Source organism: Acidovorax sp. GW821-FHT09A11 (assembly GCF_059418365.1).
Window position 1 is genome coordinate 482103 of record NZ_JBWKPS010000003.1, and the last position, 18822, is coordinate 500924.

At 66.4% G+C, this 18822-nt stretch carries 16 protein-coding genes; 5 read left to right on the forward strand and 11 right to left on the reverse strand.

What is annotated here, in order from left to right; translation table 11 throughout:
* Positions 1-117 precede the first annotated feature (117 nt).
* Positions 118-765 carry a DUF8692 domain-containing protein gene (locus tag AC07PV_RS09820; protein WP_492244784.1) on the forward strand — a complete coding sequence of 216 codons (648 nt, stop codon included), beginning with the start codon at positions 118-120 and terminating at the stop codon, positions 763-765.
* A gap of 257 nt (positions 766-1022) precedes the next feature.
* Positions 1023-1913, forward strand: a complete 891-nt coding sequence (locus tag AC07PV_RS09825; RefSeq protein ID WP_492244785.1) for a hypothetical protein — start codon at positions 1023-1025, stop codon at positions 1911-1913.
* A 196-nt stretch (positions 1914-2109) separates the two neighbouring features.
* On the opposite strand, the gene AC07PV_RS09830 is transcribed toward AC07PV_RS09825, so the two are convergent.
* From AC07PV_RS09830 to AC07PV_RS09850, 5 genes are all read right to left on the reverse strand, one after another.
* Positions 2110-3495, reverse strand: coding sequence for an SH3 domain-containing protein (locus tag AC07PV_RS09830; RefSeq protein ID WP_492244786.1), 1386 nt, complete (start codon positions 3493-3495; stop codon positions 2110-2112).
* A 15-nt stretch (positions 3496-3510) separates the two neighbouring features.
* Positions 3511-4953 (reverse strand): prephenate-dependent tRNA uridine(34) hydroxylase TrhP, encoded by a 1443-nt coding sequence (gene trhP, locus AC07PV_RS09835; protein ID WP_492244787.1) that lies wholly within the window; start codon positions 4951-4953, stop codon positions 3511-3513.
* Positions 4954-4989: 36 nt separating this feature from the next.
* Entirely contained in the window at positions 4990-5919 is a 930-nt protein-coding gene (gene ttcA / locus AC07PV_RS09840; protein WP_492244788.1) for a tRNA 2-thiocytidine(32) synthetase TtcA, read from the reverse strand.
* Between the two features lie 181 nt (positions 5920-6100).
* On the reverse strand, positions 6101-7165 hold the full coding sequence (locus AC07PV_RS09845) for a homocysteine S-methyltransferase family protein (RefSeq protein ID WP_218296535.1): 1065 nt from the start codon (positions 7163-7165) through the stop codon (positions 6101-6103).
* Between the two features lie 46 nt (positions 7166-7211).
* Positions 7212-7745, reverse strand: a complete 534-nt coding sequence (locus tag AC07PV_RS09850) for a hypothetical protein (RefSeq protein WP_494630117.1) — start codon at positions 7743-7745, stop codon at positions 7212-7214.
* Between the two features lie 251 nt (positions 7746-7996).
* Here AC07PV_RS09850 and AC07PV_RS09855 point away from each other — a divergent pair, with 251 nt between their 5' ends.
* The 3 genes from AC07PV_RS09855 to recQ all read left to right on the forward strand — a co-directional run bounded on the left by AC07PV_RS09855 (position 7997) and on the right by recQ (position 10666).
* The gene (locus tag AC07PV_RS09855) at positions 7997-8242 is read left to right on the forward strand and encodes a type II toxin-antitoxin system Phd/YefM family antitoxin (protein WP_008904540.1); all 246 of its coding nucleotides are present in this window, start codon (positions 7997-7999) and stop codon (positions 8240-8242) included.
* Positions 8243-8248: 6 nt separating this feature from the next.
* The gene (locus AC07PV_RS09860; RefSeq protein WP_492244791.1) at positions 8249-8683 is read left to right on the forward strand and encodes a type II toxin-antitoxin system VapC family toxin; all 435 of its coding nucleotides are present in this window, start codon (positions 8249-8251) and stop codon (positions 8681-8683) included.
* A 126-nt stretch (positions 8684-8809) separates the two neighbouring features.
* Complete coding sequence (gene recQ / locus AC07PV_RS09865) at positions 8810-10666, forward strand: DNA helicase RecQ (protein ID WP_494630240.1); 1857 nt, start codon at positions 8810-8812, stop codon at positions 10664-10666.
* A 68-nt stretch (positions 10667-10734) separates the two neighbouring features.
* Here the strand turns inward: recQ and ipdC are convergent, their stop codons facing one another.
* From ipdC to AC07PV_RS09895, 6 genes are all read right to left on the reverse strand, one after another.
* Positions 10735-12381, reverse strand: a complete 1647-nt coding sequence (gene ipdC / locus AC07PV_RS09870; protein ID WP_494630118.1) for an indolepyruvate/phenylpyruvate decarboxylase — start codon at positions 12379-12381, stop codon at positions 10735-10737.
* 166 nt (positions 12382-12547) lie between these two features.
* Entirely contained in the window at positions 12548-13195 is a 648-nt protein-coding gene (locus AC07PV_RS09875; protein WP_494630241.1) for an anaerobic ribonucleoside-triphosphate reductase activating protein, read from the reverse strand.
* Between the two features lie 34 nt (positions 13196-13229).
* Positions 13230-13430: an anaerobic ribonucleoside-triphosphate reductase gene (gene nrdD / locus AC07PV_RS09880; RefSeq protein ID WP_369641049.1), complete on the reverse strand. Its 201-nt coding sequence runs from the start codon at positions 13428-13430 to the stop codon at positions 13230-13232.
* Between the two features lie 95 nt (positions 13431-13525).
* Positions 13526-15544 carry a ribonucleoside triphosphate reductase gene (locus tag AC07PV_RS09885; RefSeq protein WP_494630119.1) on the reverse strand — a complete coding sequence of 673 codons (2019 nt, stop codon included), beginning with the start codon at positions 15542-15544 and terminating at the stop codon, positions 13526-13528.
* A 294-nt stretch (positions 15545-15838) separates the two neighbouring features.
* Positions 15839-16267, reverse strand: coding sequence for a hemerythrin domain-containing protein (locus tag AC07PV_RS09890; protein WP_494630121.1), 429 nt, complete (start codon positions 16265-16267; stop codon positions 15839-15841).
* A 71-nt stretch (positions 16268-16338) separates the two neighbouring features.
* Positions 16339-18624, reverse strand: a complete 2286-nt coding sequence (locus AC07PV_RS09895; RefSeq protein ID WP_492254325.1) for a nitric-oxide reductase large subunit — start codon at positions 18622-18624, stop codon at positions 16339-16341.
* Positions 18625-18822 lie beyond the last annotated feature (198 nt).

Here is an 18822-nt window from a genome sequence, read left to right on the forward strand (position 1 = left end):
TACCAAATGCATAGCTGAAAATGCACTAAATTCCAGCGCCAGTGGCCTATCTGATTCAAAATTGCGCCGGTCCGCTGGCACCACCCGGTGCCGGTGCCCCGTGGTTCCAAGCTCGCCATGCGCCAACGCCCTGCCCCACCATCCCACCACACGCCCGGCCCCACGCGGGCGCCCCACCCGGGGGTCGCACCCGCCCTGCTGGGCGCGGTGGCGGGGTTTCTGCTGTTCAGCGCGTGGATCTTTGCACCGGGCTGGGAGCGCGCATTCCGCTCCGACAACTCGCCCGCATCGTGGCTGTCGAGTGCGCTGCTGCTCACGCTGTGCATCACCGCGCTGCGCCTGACGGCCGAGCGCTGCCTGCCCTGGCGGCTGGGCGTGTGGCTGGTGCTGGCCTTCGGCGCGCTGGCGCTGGACGAGCAGTTCATGCTGCATGAGTTCTGGAAATTCCGCTGCCACGAATGGACCGATGCCTGCCGCTGGAGCGCCGTGCGCGAGGCGCCCATGCTGGCGGTGGCCGTGGTGGGCCTGGCCACGCTGGCCTGGTTGCACCGGGCACTGTCGCACCGCAGCACCCAGGCCCTGCTGTGGACCGGGTTCGCCGTGGGGCTGGCGGCGATGGCCGTGGACCAGTGGCCCGAGGTGCAGCCGCACTGGCCCTGGTTGCCAGGGCTGCCGGAGTTGCTGACTACGCTGGAAGAGGCGCTGGAGGTGATGGCGGAGGCGCTGGTGCTGGGGGCGTTGTTGCGGCAGCCGGGTTTGCGGTGAGTGTGGGTATCACTTCGGGCTGATTGAGCGGTCACTTTGGGCCTCAAGCCGCCGTTCAGAAGCGCCGTCCTGAAGCCGCCATTGACTTGCTGCAACGGCTGTTGGAAATCTCGGTGTTTGCCTACGGCAAGCTGTGTTTGCCGAATGAATGTGTGCCGGGTTTCCACGGAATTTTTAAACCTGGACTATCCTGCACGGTCCATTTTGTCCCGCAGGTTTTGCGGTCTAAATTACCTTAGGTGTCACCAAAAGCCTTTATGACCGCTGAGACCGCCAAACACTACGCAGCGCTGTCCGAGCTGTTCATGACGGATCAGTCGTTTGACTTGGGCAACGAAGTGACGATCCGGATTGCATACGCGCATATGTTTGCGAACCACATGCTCGCGTACGCACCGGCACAGCCAGGCAAGCCAAGCCCCGGTCCATGGAAAGCGACGAGAGGCGGTAACTGGCATGACATTACAGCCGAACTCTCCATTCCAGTGGATGGTGTGCCCGGCCTTGGATCGTTCCATGAAATTGCTCGCGCTGTCCTACTGGTTATACGACTCGGCATAAATCCTGCGACTTATCTTTCGGCCACTTCCAACAAGTCTTTCTTCGCGCACTCTCAAGCTTCAGATCCTGATGCGTGGGTTCAGCCGGTAGAGACTGAGCTACGGCGCTTTCCGCTAGCGGTGGATGATGGAAAAGTAAACGCTGACAGAGCCGCTTGGCTGTCTGACAGGTGGCCAACAACTGCACGCCTGATCCGTCAAAGTCCCGAGTTCGCTTTGGCTGCGGATGCTTTGGCGATCGGTCAGTATGTTCACCGAACCTCGCTGGTCATGGTCGCGATTTGGGCGGCGCTTGAAGCGCTTTTCTCTCCGTCAAATAGCGAGTTGAGGTTTCGAGTTTCCGCGTTGATTGCGTCGTTTCTGGAGCCGCCGGGCGAGCGCCGCCGGTCGAGGGTGAAAGAAATCGGCAAGCTCTACGACAAGCGCTCTTCCGCCGCACACGGAAAGTCGAGCCACGAAAATACCGACCTGCTCGCGTCGTTCAACCTTCTGGGTGAAGTGTTGCGAAGGATGGTTGATCAAGGTCGTGTACCTACCAAGGCAGAGCTTGAGGGTTTGCTTTTCGGCGATGTAGAAAGCCCTTCGTGACATCCAACCCATCGAGCGGGTGTCCAACAGGCTGCGTCAGTCGGCCACCTCATGTCAAACTTTGAGCGTCCGCTTTCACCTGACACCACCGACTGCTCCTGACCGGAAGCTCCCCCTGAACACTTCTGAGCTCCCCACCCCAAGCATCTGAAAACCCGGCCCTTCCCCGCCCCCAACTGCCTCGCAAGGAGTCCACTCACGTGCACTCCTGATCCGCCCAGTACCCCGCCCGGAACCACTGGCCATTGATGTTCAGGTACCACCGCCAGTCAAAAACCGGCTCAAAGCTCATGCCACCCGGCGCAGGGGTATCGATGCGCAGGATGTCCGCCACGCCGTCGCGGTCCACGTCGATCTCGTGCACCATCACCGCCGTGTGCTTGCGCTGGGGCTTGTCCCGGATGGGCGGGTCGGCGGGTTGCATCCAGCTCGTGGCGTAGCGGCGGGTCTTCACCTTCACGGCATCGGGCGGCAGCTTGCCGGGCACGACCAGGCGGACCAGCACCTCGGCGGTGTCGGACAGTCTGGCGTAGCCACGCACGGGGACCGTATCGTCCTCGCGCGGGTCGCCGAAGCCCTTGCCTGGGTAGTGGCCGCCGCAGTAGTGGTCGGCGTTGCTGATGTCCCAGTAGCGCTGGCGCAGGGCCCGTGCGCCGACCAGCCCCTGGTGGGTGATGGCATACAGAGTGAGCGCGGGGGCAAAGGCCAGGTCGGCAGACCCCACGTCCCAGAAGCCGGTCACGAACTCGATCTCGGGCCCCATGTGGCGGTTGAAGCTGCCATGCGGCGCGCCGGTGGGGACCACGCTGATGCGGGTTCCCGCCACCGCCGCCAGGCCATCGGCATCCGTTTCGTGCAGCAGGGCCACGCTGGCGTGGGTGCGGAAGTACGAAGGGGCGATGGTGGGCAGAACGGGCCGCGTGGCGAGCGGGGCCACGGCGGGGATGTGGTCTACCGCGCGGGTGGCCAGCTTCAGGTCGGCGAGCGGGTCAATGGGCTCGCCCCGGTCAATCTCCTGCTCGGGCCGCAGCGGCACACCCGCGCGCAGCAGCTTCTTGGCGGCTTCGAACTCGGGGCGTGCCGGGTACACCACGGGCGCCTCGGCTGGGTGGGTCTTGGTCAGGGCATTGAGCTGCAGAGCGGCGGGCCGGGGCAAAGCGTTGCCATAGGCACGCAGCCGGTTGGGCGATGGTGCCACCCAGAACGCACGGGCTGCGTCCTTGCCCGCCTGGGCCAGGGTCAGGGGCTGGTCAGACAGCAGATTGCAGGACACATGGGCTTGCAACGGTGCCGCCAATGCGGGGCCCAGGCGCGCATCGCCCCGGTAGAGCACGGCGCACCAGCCGTCGCGCTCGGCAAGCTGGTCCAGCGCAGTATTGGCGGGCACCTGGGCCAGCACGCTGGCTTGGGCCTGGGCCGACTCGCGCAGGTTGACCCACGAGCCTTGTACGTAGCGCACCTTGGCGGGCGCCAACTGCGGCGTGCCTGCAGCGGGGCCCTGCGCCAAGGTGCTGGTGCTGGCGAGCGCGGCCACAACCGACAGTGCCAAAACCGACGCGCCGCTGCGATGGTGCGTCCACATGGTGGTGCGCCCCGCTCAAGCCACGACGGCGGGTTCGGCCGCCGCGGCCGCAGCCGGTGCCTCCACCACGCGGGCCAGCAGCGCGCCGGTATAGCGCGCAGGCAGCGGAATCCACACGCGCACCGGGTTGCCTTGCGCCACCGCCACCGGTTGGCCTTCCGCATTGCGCATCTGGTCCAGCCGCACGGTGATGTTGCCGCTGGGGTGCACCACTTCGATCAGGTCGTCCACCGCAAAGTGGTTCTTGGTTTCGACCAACACCCAGTCGCCTTGCAGCCCCACTTCGGCCTGCCCCTCGGCGCCCAGCACCTCGCCCACGAACTGGCTGCGCTGCGTGGTGGAGTGGCCGTTGATGTAGTTCTGGTAGTCGTTGCTGGGGCGCCGCTCCAGCAGGCCGCCGGTGTAGCCCCGGTTGGACAGGCCTTCGAGCTCGATGAGCAGCTCGGGGTTGAACGGGCGGCCGGCCACGGCGTCGTCGATGGCGCGGCGGTAGACCTGGGCGGTGCGGGCCACGTAGTACAGGCTCTTGGTGCGGCCCTCGATCTTGAGCGAATCGACACCGATCTGCGCCAGGCGCGCCACGTGCTCCACCGCGCGCAGGTCCTTGCTGTTCATGATGTACGTGCCGTGCTCGTCTTCCATGATGGGCATCATCTGCCCGGGGCGGCCGGCCTCTTCGATGAGGTAGACCTTGTCGGCCTTGGGGTGGCGCTCGCCGTTGCCGGTGGTCGATGCGAAGGACTGTTCGGCCTTCTGCTGCGCGGCCTCGAAGTTGAAGTCGCCTTCCATCTTCTGCGCAATGGCTTCGCCCGTGGTGGGGTCGATGTCGGCGTCGTGGGTGGCGTAGTTCCAGCGGCAGGCGTTGGTGCAGGTGCCCTGGTTGGGGTCGCGGTGGTTGAAGTAGCCGCTGAGCAGGCAGCGGCCCGAGTACGCGATGCACAGCGCGCCGTGCACGAAGACTTCGAGCTCCATGTCGGGGCATTCCTGGCGGATTTTTTCGATCTCGTCCAGGCTGAGTTCGCGCGAGAGGATGACGCGCTCCACGCCCATCTTCTGCCAGAACTTCACCGCCGCCCAGTTGGTGGTGTTGGCCTGCACCGAGAGGTGCACCACCTGCTCGGGCCACTTTTCCTTGACCATCATGATCAGGCCCGCGTCGGCCATGATGAGGGCGTCGGGTTGGCAGTCGATCACGGGCTCGATGTCGCGCAGGTAGGTGCGGATCTTGTCGTTGTGCGCGATCAGGTTGCTGGTCACGAAGAACTTCTTGCCGCGCGCATGGGCCTCGGTGATGCCTTGGCGGATCTGCTCGAGCTTGAACTCGTTGTTACGCGCGCGCAAGGAATAGCGCGGCTGGCCGGCGTACACCGCGTCGGCGCCAAAGTCGTAGGCGGCGCGCATCTTGTCGAGCGAGCCGGCGGGCAGCAGGAGTTCGGGGGCTTTGAGGAGGGTGGTCATGGGATGGCCCAATCTAGAAATCGTCGGGGGTCGGGTTCAGCGGGGCATCAGGGGCAGGCCCGCGAGCATGCCCACGGCCTGCGCGGGAAAGTCTTCGGCATCGAACGCCTTGTCGCCATCGGCATCCTGCACGCCGTTGGGCATCAAACCTTTGAAGTCGAACTGGCGCGTGTCCATGAAGTGCGAGGGCACCAGGTTGCGCAGCGCCACGGCCATGTTCTCAATGCGGCCGGGGTACAGCTGCTGCCAGTCGCGCAGCATCTGGCCGATCTGCTTGCGCTGCAGGTTCTCCTGGCTGCCGCACAGGGTGCAGGGGATGATGGGGAAGTTGCGGATCTCGGCCCAGCGCGTGAGGTCATCCTCGGCCACATAGGCCAGCGGGCGGATGATGAGGTGGTCGCCCCGGTCGCTCTGCACCTTGGGCGGCATGCCCTTGAGCTTGCCGCCGAAGAACATGTTCAAAAAGAAGGTCTGCAGCATGTCATCGCGATGGTGGCCCAACGCGATCTTGGTGCAGCCCAGCTCGTCGGCCACGCGGTACAGGATGCCCCGGCGCAGGCGGCTGCACAGGCTACACATGGTCTTGCCTTCGGGGATGTGCTCCTTGACGACGCTGTAGGTGTCCTGCGTTTCGATGTGGAAGGGCACGCCCACCTTCGTCAGATACTCGGGCAGCACATGGGCCGGAAAGCCGGGCTGCTTCTGGTCGAGGTTGACGGCGATCAGCTCGAACTTGTGGCCGTTGCGCTGCTGCAGCAAACGCAGCACGTCGAGCAGGCCGTAGCTGTCCTTGCCGCCGGACACGCAGACCATGACCTTGTCGCCGCCTTCGATCAGGCCAAAGTCGCCAATGGCCTGGGCGACTTGCCGCACCAGGCGCTTTTCGAGCTTGAGCGCGGCGTGGGCGGCGGCTTTGTCGGCGGCCTCAGCAACAGGGGTTTCGGGCAGGGTGGCGGTAACGGACATGGGGAGCGGGCCGGGGTTCTGGCAAAGGGTGCGGGCGAAAGTTCAACCGAAGGCGCAAGGGTGCCGCAGAGTCATGCGCCCGGCAATGCGCCACCGCAGCGCAGTGACGATCTGAGTGCTGCGTTTTTTATAGCTACCAGCGCTTTCTGGATAAGCGCCAGAGGCCAGTTTGTCTCCGAATTCAGGCCTCAGCGGGGTAGAACATCTTGCGCGTGGGCACGTTTTCTACCGCCTTGGCGATGGCGCCGATGTGGTCCGGCGTGGTGCCGCAGCAGCCGCCCAGGATGTTGACCAGCCCCTCGGCCGCGAACTCGTGCACCAGGCGGCTGGTGATCTCGGGGGTTTCGTCAAACCCGGTGTCGCTCATGGGGTTGGGCAGGCCCGCGTTGGGGTAGCAGCTGATGAACGTGTCCTCGGCCACCCGGTTCAGCTCCTGGATGTAGGGGCGCATCAGCGTGGCGCCCAGCGCGCAGTTCAGGCCGATGGCCAGCGGGCGCGAGTGGCGCACGCTGTGCCAGAAGGCGGTCACGGTCTGTCCGCTCAAGATGCGGCCCGAGGCGTCGGTGACGGTGCCGCTGATGATGAGGGGCAGGCGCTCGCCGCTTTTTTCAAAGAACTCATCGATGGCGAACAGCGCGGCCTTGGCGTTGAGGGTGTCGAAGATGGTCTCGACCAGCAGCACGTCGGAGCCGCCCTCGACCAGCGCCTCGGTCTGCTCGTAGTAGGCGGCGCGCAGCTGCTCGAAGTCCACATTGCGCGCGCCGGGGTCGTTCACGTCGGGGCTGATGCTGGCCGTCTTGGGCGTGGGGCCCAGGGCGCCGGCGACGAAGCGCGGCTTGTCGGGCGTGGAGTATTTGTCGCAGGCGGCGCGGGCCAGCCGGGCGGACTTGAGATTCATCTCGCGCGCCAGGTCGGCCATCTTGTAGTCCTCCTGCGCGATGGTCGTCGCGCCGAAGGTGTTGGTCTCGATGAGGTCGGCGCCCGCGGCCAGGTAGCGCTCGTGGATGTCGCGGATCACGTCGGGGCGGGTGAGGCTGAGCAACTCGTTGTTGCCCTTCACGTCGCGCGGGAAGTCCTTGAACCGGTCGCCCACACCGTCGGGGCCCGTGTAGCCCTCGCCCCGGTACTGCGCCTCGCCCAGCTTGAAGCGCTGGATCATGGTGCCCATGGCGCCGTCGAGGATGACGATGCGTTGGGCGAGGATGTCGGGCAGCTGCGCGGCGCGGGTGTAGTGAAGGGCTTGCATAGGCCGCTATTGTAGAAAGCCGGGCTAAACGGCTTTCTACCCTGGACTAATCTGCCTTCATGCGTGCGAACAAGGATTGCGCCGCCCGCAGAGCTTCTTGGCGCACGGATTCATCCGCCGTGGGGAGTTCGATGCCATCTACCCCGTCCACGAACATGGGGCCACCCACATCGTCGTCGTAGCTGGAGCCATCCTCGTGAATAGCCCGGTAGTCGCCTTGGGTGAGATCCTTACCCAGCAACTTGGCGTAGTGAAACCAGGTCCATACCTTGAGCGGATCCTCCGCGTGCCACGATTCCATCAGCTTCGCCAATGGCCCGCAGCGCTCACGGGGCATGCCCAGCGCCTCGGCCCGCGCCGCGCATGGCCCAGGACGCAAGTTGCCGTAGTGCGCCAGGAGCGGCTGCGATGGCTGGGGGCCTAGCAGGCCATGGGCCTTCAGTGCGGCATGGGAGCCGAGCCCCAGCGCAGCGGCCAGCAGTTCATAGACGTGAGACCGCTTGACGTTGGCACGGTCGGCGCCTGGAATCGTTTGAAGGTGGGTTTGCGCCTGACGCGCAAACGAAGCGATGTTGTTCATGTGAAACCTTTCTTCAGCGAGCGCGCAACGCCGGGAAAGTGCACACGTTTAAGCCACGGCAGCGCACTCTATGAATAGAGGCCGCATGAAATCAATGAAGAGGAAGAAGAGAGCCTTTTTTTGCTCGTGTGCAAGCAGGGTGGGCACCGTACGAAATTGTAAGCCGGTGATTGGCAAGGCCTCTTGATTTGACAGCATCACGCCACCCAACCATACTAGTCAGTCTAGTCAAATCAGCAAAAGGAGCCTTTATGCATGCTTGGCAACTACAAGACGCCAAAAGCCGCTTTAGCGAACTGGTGGAATGCGCACTGAACGAAGGCCCCCAACTGGTTACCCGGCGTGGCAACGACGCCGTGGTGCTGATGGCCGCGCCCGAGTACCGGCGGCTGGCGGGCGAGGATGCGCTGGTGTCCCTGCTGTTGCAGGCGCCACGCGGGGAGCCGCTGGATACGGCACGGTCAGCCGAACCCATTCGCACGTTGGCGCTGGAGTGATCTGAAGTGAAGTACCTGCTGGACACTTGCCTGCTGTCTGAATTGGTGCGGCCCGCGCCCAATCCCGCAGTGCTGGAGTGGATGGGCGCGCGCACGTCTGCCGACCTGTTTGTCTCCGCTCTGACACTGGCCGAGCTGGAGCGAGGCATTGTGCGACTGCCGCCTTCGCGCCGCCAGAGCGAACTGGCCACTTGGCTCGCCAGTGTGCAGGCGGGGTTTGGGCAGCGGACTCTGGCCTTCACACGGGATACGGCCGGGTATTGGGCGCGCCTGTGCGCGCAGGCCGAGGCAGCGGGCAAGCCGATGGCGGCTTTCGACTCGCTGATTGCCGCGACGGCGCTGGAGCATGGCCTGGCCGTGGTCACGCGCAACGTGAGCGACTTTGCCAGCGCACCCGTGGTGCTGATCAATCCTTGGGACATAGCACCCGGCGCACAATAAGCCCCTTCGCGAGCGGGCACACTCGCCGCGAAAGTATTGGTCAAATTGGCCTCTAGCGCTTGACATACAAGCGCTACCAGCTATCAATTTCAGAGTATCCGCTTGTCCTCCCGCCTGTCTCCCGCCTTGTCCCCCGCCCATACCGTCCTGCAGGACGTCTTCGGCTACGAGCAATTCCGCGGCCCCCAGCAGGCCATCGTTGAACACGTGATCGCGGGCAGCGATGCCCTGGTGTTGATGCCCACGGGCGGCGGCAAGTCGCTGTGCTACCAGGTGCCGGCCATCGTGCGCCAGCAGCAGGGGCGCGGCGTGACCATCGTGATCTCGCCCCTGATCGCGCTGATGCACGACCAGGTGGGCGCGCTGCACGAGGCGGGGGTGGATGCGGCCTTTTTGAACTCCACGCTGAGCTTTGACGAGGCGCAGGACGTGGAGCTGCGCCTGCAGACCGGCGACATCACGCTGCTGTATGCGGCGCCCGAGCGGCTGAACACGCCGCGCTTCCTGGGCCTGCTCGACAGCCTATACCACGAGGGCCACCTGTCGCTCTTCGCCATCGACGAGGCGCATTGCGTGAGCCAGTGGGGCCACGACTTTCGCCCCGAGTACCGCGCGCTCACGGTGCTGCACGAGCGTTATGCGGGGGTGCCGCGCATCGCGCTCACGGCTACGGCCGACGACCTCACGCGCGCCGACATCATCGAGCGCCTGCAGCTGGAAGACGCGCGGCTGTTCATCAGCAGCTTCGACCGGCCCAACATCCGCTACACCATCGTCGAGAAGAAGGACGCCACCACGCAGCTGCTGCGCTTCATCGAGCGCGAGCACGCGGGCGAGGCGGGCGTGGTGTACTGCCAGTCCAGGAAACGCGTGGAGGAGCTGGCGGCCACGCTGAGCGACGCCGGCCTCACGGCCCTGCCCTACCACGCGGGGCTCGACACCAAGGTGCGCCAGCGCAACCAGGACCGCTTCCTGCGCGAGGAAGGCATCGTGATGGTGGCCACCATCGCCTTCGGCATGGGCATCGACAAGCCCGACGTGCGCTTCGTCGCGCACGTGGACATGCCCAAGAACATCGAGGGCTACTACCAGGAGACCGGCCGCGCGGGCCGCGACGGCCTCAACGCCGATGCCTGGATGGCCTATGGCCTGAACGACGTGGTCAACCAGCGCCGCATGATCGACGAGAGTCCGGCGGGCGAGGAGTTCAAGCAGGCACTGCGCGGCAAGCTCGACGCGCTGCTGGCCCTGGCCGAGGCCACCGACTGCCGCCGCGTGCGGCTGCTGGCCTACTTTGGCGAAGCCTCCACACCCTGCGGCAACTGCGACAACTGCCTGACACCACCCGCGATCTGGGACGCCACCGACGCGGCGCGCAAGCTGCTGTCCACCATCTACCGCGTGAACCAGGCCAGCGGCATCAGCTTTGGCACGGGGCACATCATGGACATCCTGCGCGGCAAGAAGACCGAGAAGGTCGCGCAGTTCGGGCACGAGAAGATTTCCACCTTCGGCATTGGCGCGGACCTCTCGGAACCGCAACTGCGCGGCGTGCTGCGCCAGCTGATCGCCACGGGCGCTTTAGGCCTTCAGAAGGTGATGCTGGACAGCGGCCACAGCTTCGACACGCTGTGCCTCACCGAGGGCTCGCGCGCCGTGCTCAAGGGCGAGGTGCCGGTGCAGCTGCGCGAATCGGTGTCGTCCGCACCGGCCAAGCGCACGCGCAAGGGCAGCGCCCCGCCCGCCGCCGCCGCCAACCTGGGCCCGGACGCGCAGGTGCGCTTCATCAACCTCAAGGCCTGGCGCGCCGAGGTGGCGCGCGAGCACAACCTGCCCGCGTATGTGATCTTCCACGACGCCACGCTCGCGGCGATTGCCGAACGCAACCCGGGCACGCTGGACGACCTGCAGGGCATCAGCGGCATGGGGGCGAAGAAGCTCGAAGCCTACGGCGCCGACGTGCTGCGGGCGGTGGGCGGCTGAGCCGCCCGGCCACCGGCATCGCCCCACCCCCTGCCAGGCTGGCGCGCGCGTGCGTGTGGCGGGGAGGGCTACCTTCCCGCGCGCAGCGCGCGAATGCCCTCTGAAAAACGCCGCAGCGTGGGCGTGCTGTCGCCCGGCGGCACCATCAGCTCGATGAGCTGGAAGCGCCCGCGTTCGGCAAACGCGGCATCGAGCGCCGCCTTGAACTGGGCGCGCGTGTGCACCCGGTGGCCGCGCCCGCCCAGGGCGTCGGCGGCATCGGCCAGATGCCAGTCGCCGAGCGTGGCGCAGCGCGACGTGGTCTGGAACGCGCGGATCATCTCCCAGGTCTGGTTGTTGAGAACGATGGCGATGGGGTCCAGCCCCAGGCGCGGGCAATTGCCCAGCTCCCAGCCCGTCATCTGGAAGGCGCCGTCGCCCACCAGGATCAGGCTGCGCTGGCCCGTGGCCACCTGGGCGCCGATGCCGGCCGGCACCCCGAACCCCATGGACGCGTAGTAGCCCGGCGCCACCAGCGGCGTGGGCAGCAGCTCCATCGCGGCGAACAGGCAGTCGCCGATGTCCGAGACGATGTTCATGGGGCCGTGCGTGCGGATGCGGTCGTTGAGCGCGCGGGAGAGGTCGGCCGCGCACACGGGCGCATCGTCGGCCACCAGGCCTTCGGGGCAGATGGGCGGGGGTGGCAACGCGCGTGCCATTGCAACGCCCGCTGCCGGGGCACGGGCCAGCAACGCCTCCACCAGCGCGGCCAGGGGGATGTCCGGGCACAGGTGGTGGCCCACGCGCGCCTCGCGGTGCGCGGCGATGAGCGCGCGGCGGAAGTCCATGCGCTGGGCGCTCACGCCGAAGTTGCTGTCCGACAGGATGGCGCCCAGCATCACGGGCAGGTCGGAGTCGTCAAGCAGCGCGCTGGTCTCCGGTGCGCCCGCCACGCCCAGGTAGGTGCCGTGGAAGGGCACGCCGGCATGCCCCGCGTCCTCAGCCAGCAGGCCCCGGCCCATGAAGGTGGTGAGCACGGGCAGCTGCAGGCGGCGCGCGAGTTCGGCCACGCGGGCTTCCAGGCCAAAGCGGCGCACCTCCACGTCCACCACCAGCACGGGGCGCCGGGCAGCCTGGATGCGGGCCATCCATTCATCGGCGCATTCGGCCACGGCGGCTGCGTTGAACGGGCTGGGGGGCAGCACCGGCACCTCGGCCATGGGGTGCAGCGTCATGTCGCGCGGCACCTCGATGAGCACGGGCTGCGAGTATTCGCGGCAGCTGCGCAGCACGCGGGCGAGGTCGGCGGGCGCGGTGGCGGGGTCGGACAGGCGCACCTGGTCGCAGGTGATCTCGCGGAAGATCCGCCACTGCGAATCGACATGGCGCACCTGGTGGTGCAGCACCAGGCCGGAGTGCGCCTCGACCTCGCCGGGGCAGCCGGCCAGGACCACCAGCGGCGAGCGCTCGGCATAGGCCCCCGCCACCGCATTGACCACGTTGAGCGCACCCGCGCCGTAAGTGACGGCCACCACGCCCAGCCCGCAGTGCATGCGCGCGGCGGCATCGGCGGCAAAACCCAGCGAGGGTTCGTGGCTGAGCGTGACCAGCGGCAGGATGCCGCTTTCCTCGATCTGCGCGAACAAGGGCAGGATGAAATCACCGGGGATGCCGAAGATCTCGCGCGCGCCGTGGTGCTTGAGCGCGTGCAGCAGCTGGAGGCCGAGGGGGTTCATGGAGGATTTCCTGACAAGGTGGTGCCGTTGTGCGGCGGTGGCGCGAATGATCCGCGCGGGCCGCGCAAAGCACTTCTGACGCGCATCAAGGCGTGTGCAACAGCGGCCGTATTTGCATGCCTATTTCATGCAGGCCCTTGCAACGCAGGAAATCTGCGCCCGGCACTCACACCCGGCGCAAGGTGAATCCGGAAAACAGCGCGGCCAGTTGCTGCTGGTGCGCGGGCGCCAGCGCCCAGGCCGGAGCGCCGAGCACGCGGCATTCCTGCAGCGCCCAATGCCGCACCCCGCGCGCGGCCAGGGCCTGGGCCAGTTCCAGCAATTCGCCCACACCAAACAGGCCCGCGTGCCAGGTGGTGCGGCATTCGTGGTCGATGCCATGGGCCAGCATGGCATCGAGCGCGGCCCAGGCGCGCGCGCCGCTGCCGGGGGTGGCGGTGATGGCGTCGTAGCGCTGCGGCAGGGCCTTGATGTCCAGCCCCACCCAATTGAGGCGCGGCAGCAGCGCCGCCAGCCGCCCGGGGTACATGCCGCCGGTGTGCAGGGCGGTCTGCAGGCCCAGTGCGCGCACGGCATCCACCGCAGCGGGCAGCGCGGCTTGCAGCGTCGGCTCACCGCCCGAAAACACCACGCCGTCGAGCAGGCCCCGGCGGCTGTGCAGGAACTGCAGCGCCTGGTCCCACGGCAACGCCGGGGGCGCGGCGGCGTCGAGCAGCCCGGGGTTGTGGCAGTAGCCGCAGCGCCAGGGGCAACCCTGGCAATAGAAAACGGCCGCGAGGCGGCCGGGGAAGTCGATGGTGGTGAGCGGCGTCATGCCGCCCAGCCGCAGCGCGGACGCTGGCGGCGCCTCAGCAGGCGTTGCTTCCACCACGCGCCTGCTCTGAAAAGAAACGGCGCTCGGCGTGCTCGCCCTGCTTGCCCGTGTTGAAGCTGGCCACGGGGCGGTGGTAGCCCATGACGCGGGTCCAGACCTCGCAGGGCTGGCGCTCGCCGTCGGTGAGCTGCACGGCGGCCAGGGCGGCCTGTTCGGGGGTAGAGAAATGGCTCATGTGATCTCCTTCATGGTTGAAAAATGCTTCTGTATTGATAGCTGCCAGCTCTTTATTGATAAGCGCTACAGGTCAATTTGGTTTGAAATTCGAGGTCAGGCCGCAAGCCGCCGCCGCTTGGCGTCCAGCCGCTCTTCGTCGCAGCGCGGGCAGAACGGGTGCTCGCCCGCCAGGTAGCCGTGCGTGGGGCAGATCGAGAACGTGGGCGTGACGGTGATGTAGGGCAGGCGAAAGCGCGTGAGCGCGCGCCGCACCAGATCGCGGCAGGCTGCGCCGCTGGACAAGCGCTCGCCCATGTACAGGTGCAACACGGTGCCGCCGGTGTATTTGGATTGCAGCGCCTCCTGCCGCATCAAGGCCTCGAACGGGTCGTCGGTGAAGCCCACGGGCAGCTGCGAGGAGTTGGTGTAGTAAGGCTGCTCGGACGTGCCCGCCTGCAGGATGGCAGGCCAGCGCTTCCTGTCTTCCTTGGCGAAGCGGTAGGTGGTGCCTTCGGCGGGCGTGGCCTCCAGGTTGTAGAGGTGGCCGGTTTCCTCCTGGAACTGCGTCATGCGCTCGCGCACGTGGTCGAGCAGGCGCACGGCAAACGCGTGGCCCCATTCGCTGGTGATGTCGTGCCGGTCCGCCGTGAAGTTGCGCACCATCTCGTTGATGCCGTTCACGCCCAGCGTGGAAAAGTGGTTGCGCAAGGTGCCCAGGTAGCGCTTGGTGTAGGGGAACAGGCCCTGGTCCATCAACCGCTGAATCAGCTTGCGCTTGGTCTCCAGGCTTTGTTTGCCCAGTTCCAGCAGGCGGTCGAGCGCGGCGAACAGGCCCGCCTCATCGCCCGCATGCTGGTAGCCCAGGCGCGCGCAGTTGATGGTGACCACGCCCAGGCTGCCCGTCTGCTCGGCGCTGCCGAACAGGCCGTTGCCGCGCTTGAGCAGTTCACGCAAATCGAGTTGCAGGCGGCAGCACATGGAGCGCACCATGTTGGGCTCCAGCTCGGAGTTGATGAAGTTCTGGAAGTACGGCAGACCGTACTTGGCCGTCATCTCGAACAGCAGCTGCGCGTTCTCGCTCTCCCAGGGGAAGTCCTTGGTGATGTTGTACGTGGGGATGGGGAAGGTGAACACCCGGCCCTTGGCATCGCCCGTGGTCATCACGTCGATGTAGGCGCGGTTGATGAGGTCCATCTCGGCCTGCAGGTCGCCATAGCAAAACGGCATCTCCTGGCCAGCGATCACGGGCACCTGCTCGCGCAGGTCTTCGGGACAGGTCCAGTCGAAGGTGAGGTTGGTGAACGGCGTCTGCGTGCCCCAGCGCGAGGGCACGTTGAGGTTGTAGACCAGCTCCTGGATGCACTGGCGCACGGCGGCGTAGTCCATGGCATCAACGCGCACAAAGGGCGCCATGTAGGTGTCGAATGACGAGAACGCCTGCGCGCCCGCCCACTCGTTCTGCAGCGTGCCCAGGAAGTTCACGATCTGCCCCACGGCCGAACTCATGTGCTTGGGCGGCCCCGCCTCCACCTTGCCCGGCACGCCGTTGAGCCCCTCGTGCAGCAGCGTGCGCAGCGACCAGCCTGCGCAGTAGCCGCTGAGCATGTCGAGGTCGTGGATGTGCAGGTCGCCGCTCCTGTGCGCCTCGCCGATCTCGGGCGTGTAGACGTGCGACAGCCAGTAGTTGGCCGTGACCTTGCCCGCCACGTTCAGGATCAGCCCGCCCAGCGAGTAGCCCTGGTTGGCGTTGGCGTTCACGCGCCAGTCGGCGCGCGTGAGGTATTCGTTGATGGAGCTTTCCACATCGACCAGCGTCTGCCGGTCGGCGCGGAGCTGGGCGTGCTGCTCGCGGTAGACGATGTAGGCGCGCGCGGTGGCCAGGTGGTTGGCGGCGATCAGCGTCTGCTCGGCCACGTCCTGGATCTGCTCGATGGTGGGTGCCTCGCCATGGAAGCGGTGGATGAGCACCTTGGTGACCTGGGCGGTGAGCAACGCCGCTTCGTCGGCGCCATATTCACCCGAGGCCTGCCCGGCGCTGGCCAGCGCGGCGCGGATGCGTTCGGCGTCAAAAGGAACGCGCTGGCCGCTGCGCAAAACGACTTCGCGGGGCAAGGTGGAAAGGGTGGACGCCATGGGTTCGACCAATCTGTGGAACGGGTTAAAAACACTACCTATGGTGTCCACGATACCCACCAAACACTATAGGTAGTTTGACCCAACACAATCGAGGCGGTAAGCAGGGGTAAAAAAATGCCGGCACAAAGGCCGGCGAAAGGAAGGTGCCGTCAGGCCCTACCGATGGATGGGGGTGCGTGTGATGGCACGCTGGAGCACAAGAGGTGTGCGTGGAAAAGGTGGGTGTTTTTGTTGGGGGCTAGGGGCTGCTGGGGCTCCACCGCTGCGGCCGGGCTGCGCTCGCGTGGGCGCTCAATGGCAGGCGGCGGTTTCTTCCTCCTCGATGCGCGGATAAAAGTCATGGTCTTCGCGCTGCATGCGCTCGAACACCCGGCGCAGCACCACGTTGGCCTCGTCCCGAAAGCCCTGCGCATCGCGGCGCACGGCCTCGGCCGTGTTCCAGCGGCGCGCAAAGGCGTTGTAGGCGCTGGCAATCGAGGCCATCTCGCTCTGGTACTGGCGGCCCAGGCGCGCCAGTTCGGCGTTGCCACCGCGCTGCAGTGCGGGGTACAGCACCTGGTCTTCCACGGCCAGATGCAGCTTGATGGTGCCGCTCATCGCCACGATGCCCTGCGCGATGGCCGTGGCGTTGGCCTGCACGCCCGCGTGGGCCAGGGCGCGCAAGGTGGCGATGCTGCGCAGGATGTCGGTGTGCTGGTGCTTGAATTTGTCGAGGTTCATGGTCAGTCCTTGTGGGCAAACGGTGTGTGAGCGCGGTGGCCGCTTGTGGCAGCCGCCGCGCACGGTGCATTTCAGCGGCGGGCCTGTGCCAGGTAGGCCCCCGTGGAAGCGGCCGGGGCCCGCGAACCGAACACACCGCTCACCACCTGCCAAGCCATGGCCAGCGCGCCGACGATGAAGACCACGTCGCCAAAGGTGCGCACCCAGCGCAGCGTCTGGATGAAGGGCTGCTGCATGAAGGCCTCGCCCCGGGCGTACCACAGGCCTTCGCTCACGCTCGCGTGGAACTGGAACAGGGCGATGGGGAACAGACTGGTGGCGATCATCAGCACCAGGCCGGCGTTGAGCCACCAGAAGCCCGTCTTCATGAGCCGCTCGCTGAACACCAGCTGCGGCCGGATGTAGCGCAGCACCAGCAACGTGAAGCCCAGCGCCAGGAAGCCATACACCCCGAACAGCGCGGCGTGGGCATGCACCGGCGTGGTGTTCAGGCCCTGCACGTAGTACAGCGAGATGGGCGGGTTGATCATGAAGCCGAAGACACCCGCGCCCAGCATGTTCCAGAAGGCCACGGCCACGAAGCACATCAGCGGCCAGCGCAGGCGGGCCATCCAGGGCGTGCGGTGCTGCAGGCGCCAGTGTTCCCAGGCCTCGTGGCCCAGCACGACCAGCGGCACCACTTCGAGCGCGCTGAAGGCTGCGCCCACGGCCATCACCGGGGTGGTCGTGCCCGCGAAGTACAGGTGGTGGAAGGTGCCGGGCACGCCGCCCAGCATGAACAGCGAGGCCGAGGCCAGGCTGGCCGTGGTGGCCATGCGCACCGACACCAGCCCCAGCGTCGAGAAGATGAAGGCGAGCGCCGTGGTGGCGAAGACTTCGAAGAAGCCCTCCACCCACAGGTGCACCACCCACCAGCGCCAGTACTCCATCACCGACAGGTGGGTGCGTTCGCCGTAGAAGAAGCCCGCGCCGTAGAACAGGCCGATGGCCACCACCGACGCCGTCAGCAGCGCCAGCAGGTTCTTGTCGCCACCGGGGGTGCGCAGCGCCGGCACGATGCCGCGCAGCATGAGCACCAGCCAGAAGGCGATGCCGGTGAACTTGCCGATCTGCCACAGGCGGCCCAGGTCCACGTATTCATAGCCCTGGTGGCCCAGCCAGAAGTTCCACTCGGGCGGCATGATCTGCGCGATGGCCAGGTAGTTGCCCGTGAACGAGCCGACCACCACCACGACCAGCGCCCAGAACAGGATGTCCACGCCCAGCTTCTGGTAAGCCGGGTCCTTGCCGCCATTGATGAGCGGCGCGAGGAACAGACCGGCTGCCAGGAAGCCCGTGGCGATCCAGAACAGCGCGCTCTGGATGTGCCAGGTGCGCACCAGCGAATAGGGGAACCACTGCGACACGTTGATGCCGTAGAACTGCTGGCCTTCCACCGTGTAGTGGGCCGTGAAGCCGCCCAGCAGCACCTGGAAGCTGAACAGCGCAACGATGAGGAACAAATACTTGCCCAGCCCGCGCTGCGACGGCGTGAGCGGCACGCGCGAGAGCGGGTCATGCTGGGGTGGCGTGGGCTCCACCTCGTCGTGCTTGCGCAGGAAGGACCAGCCCCACACGAGGAAGCCCACGCCCGCCATCATCACGACCACGCTCATCACCGACCAGACCATGTTCTCGGCCGTGGGCTTGTTGCCGATCAGCGGCTCGTGGGGCCAGTTGTTGGTGTACGTTGCCGTGGTGCCGGGGCGCTCGGTGGCGGCGGCCCAGGCCGTCCAGAAGAAGAAACCCGTCATCTGCGCGCGCCGCTCGGCGCTGGGCAGGGTGTTCTCCTTCATGGCGAAGTGCTCGCGGGTCTTGTGCAGCGCGGGCACGTCGCTGAAAAGCTGGTCGTAGTACAGCGCGGTCATCGCAATGGCATCCGCACGCACCGAAGACACCGTGGCCACGCCCGTCTCGGGGTGGTAGGTGTTGGTGCGGTACTCGGTCTTCATGCGGTCGCGCAGCACCGCCTGGGCGGCGGCGTCGAGCTCGGCAAAGGGCTTGCCGTGCGCACGCTCGGCGGCGACGTCAAGCCAGTTGAGCAGCTCGCGGTGCAACCAGTCGGCCGTCCAGTCGGGCGCCTGGTAGGCGCCGTGGCCCCAGATGGAGCCCAGCTGCATGCCGCCCACCGATTGCCAGGCGGTCTGGCCGTCGAGGATGCTGTCGTGGGTGAAAAGCACTTCACCCCCTGCCGTGGCGAATTTCGCGGGGATGGGCGGCGCGGTGCGGTAGACCTCGGCGCCGTAGTAGCCCAGCAGGCTGAAGGTGACGATGAGCACGCCGATCAGCGTGAACCAGAGCTTGCGGTAGTTACCCATGGCGGGCCTCCTGCTTCAACAGAACAACAACGGGGCGGCGCCAGCGTGCGCTGGCGGCGTGGGGTCGGGGTCTTGTGGTCATGGCTTTTTGGAACAAGTGAATCGGTGTCACTGCCCACATCGCAAGCGCCGGGCCAGGGCTGCAGGCCTATAAAATCAACCACTTACACCGGTCATGGTTTTTTTGACCCTTCTCAA

Coding starts and splice junctions, on each gene's coding strand:
- AC07PV_RS09820 (WP_492244784.1), top strand. CDS start 118: ATGCGCCAACGCCCTGCCCCACCATCCCACCACACGCCCGGCCCCACG.
- AC07PV_RS09825 (WP_492244785.1), top strand. CDS start 1,023: ATGACCGCTGAGACCGCCAAACACTACGCAGCGCTGTCCGAGCTGTTC.
- AC07PV_RS09830 (WP_492244786.1), bottom strand. CDS start 3,495: ATGTGGACGCACCATCGCAGCGGCGCGTCGGTTTTGGCACTGTCGGTT.
- trhP (WP_492244787.1), bottom strand. CDS start 4,953: ATGACCACCCTCCTCAAAGCCCCCGAACTCCTGCTGCCCGCCGGCTCG.
- ttcA (WP_492244788.1), bottom strand. CDS start 5,919: ATGTCCGTTACCGCCACCCTGCCCGAAACCCCTGTTGCTGAGGCCGCC.
- AC07PV_RS09845 (WP_218296535.1), bottom strand. CDS start 7,165: ATGCAAGCCCTTCACTACACCCGCGCCGCGCAGCTGCCCGACATCCTC.
- AC07PV_RS09850 (WP_494630117.1), bottom strand. CDS start 7,745: ATGAACAACATCGCTTCGTTTGCGCGTCAGGCGCAAACCCACCTTCAA.
- AC07PV_RS09855 (WP_008904540.1), top strand. CDS start 7,997: ATGCATGCTTGGCAACTACAAGACGCCAAAAGCCGCTTTAGCGAACTG.
- ipdC (WP_494630118.1), bottom strand. CDS start 12,381: ATGAACCCCCTCGGCCTCCAGCTGCTGCACGCGCTCAAGCACCACGGC.
- AC07PV_RS09875 (WP_494630241.1), bottom strand. CDS start 13,195: ATGACGCCGCTCACCACCATCGACTTCCCCGGCCGCCTCGCGGCCGTT.
- nrdD (WP_369641049.1), bottom strand. CDS start 13,430: ATGAGCCATTTCTCTACCCCCGAACAGGCCGCCCTGGCCGCCGTGCAG.
- AC07PV_RS09885 (WP_494630119.1), bottom strand. CDS start 15,544: ATGGCGTCCACCCTTTCCACCTTGCCCCGCGAAGTCGTTTTGCGCAGC.
- AC07PV_RS09890 (WP_494630121.1), bottom strand. CDS start 16,267: ATGAACCTCGACAAATTCAAGCACCAGCACACCGACATCCTGCGCAGC.
- AC07PV_RS09895 (WP_492254325.1), bottom strand. CDS start 18,624: ATGGGTAACTACCGCAAGCTCTGGTTCACGCTGATCGGCGTGCTCATC.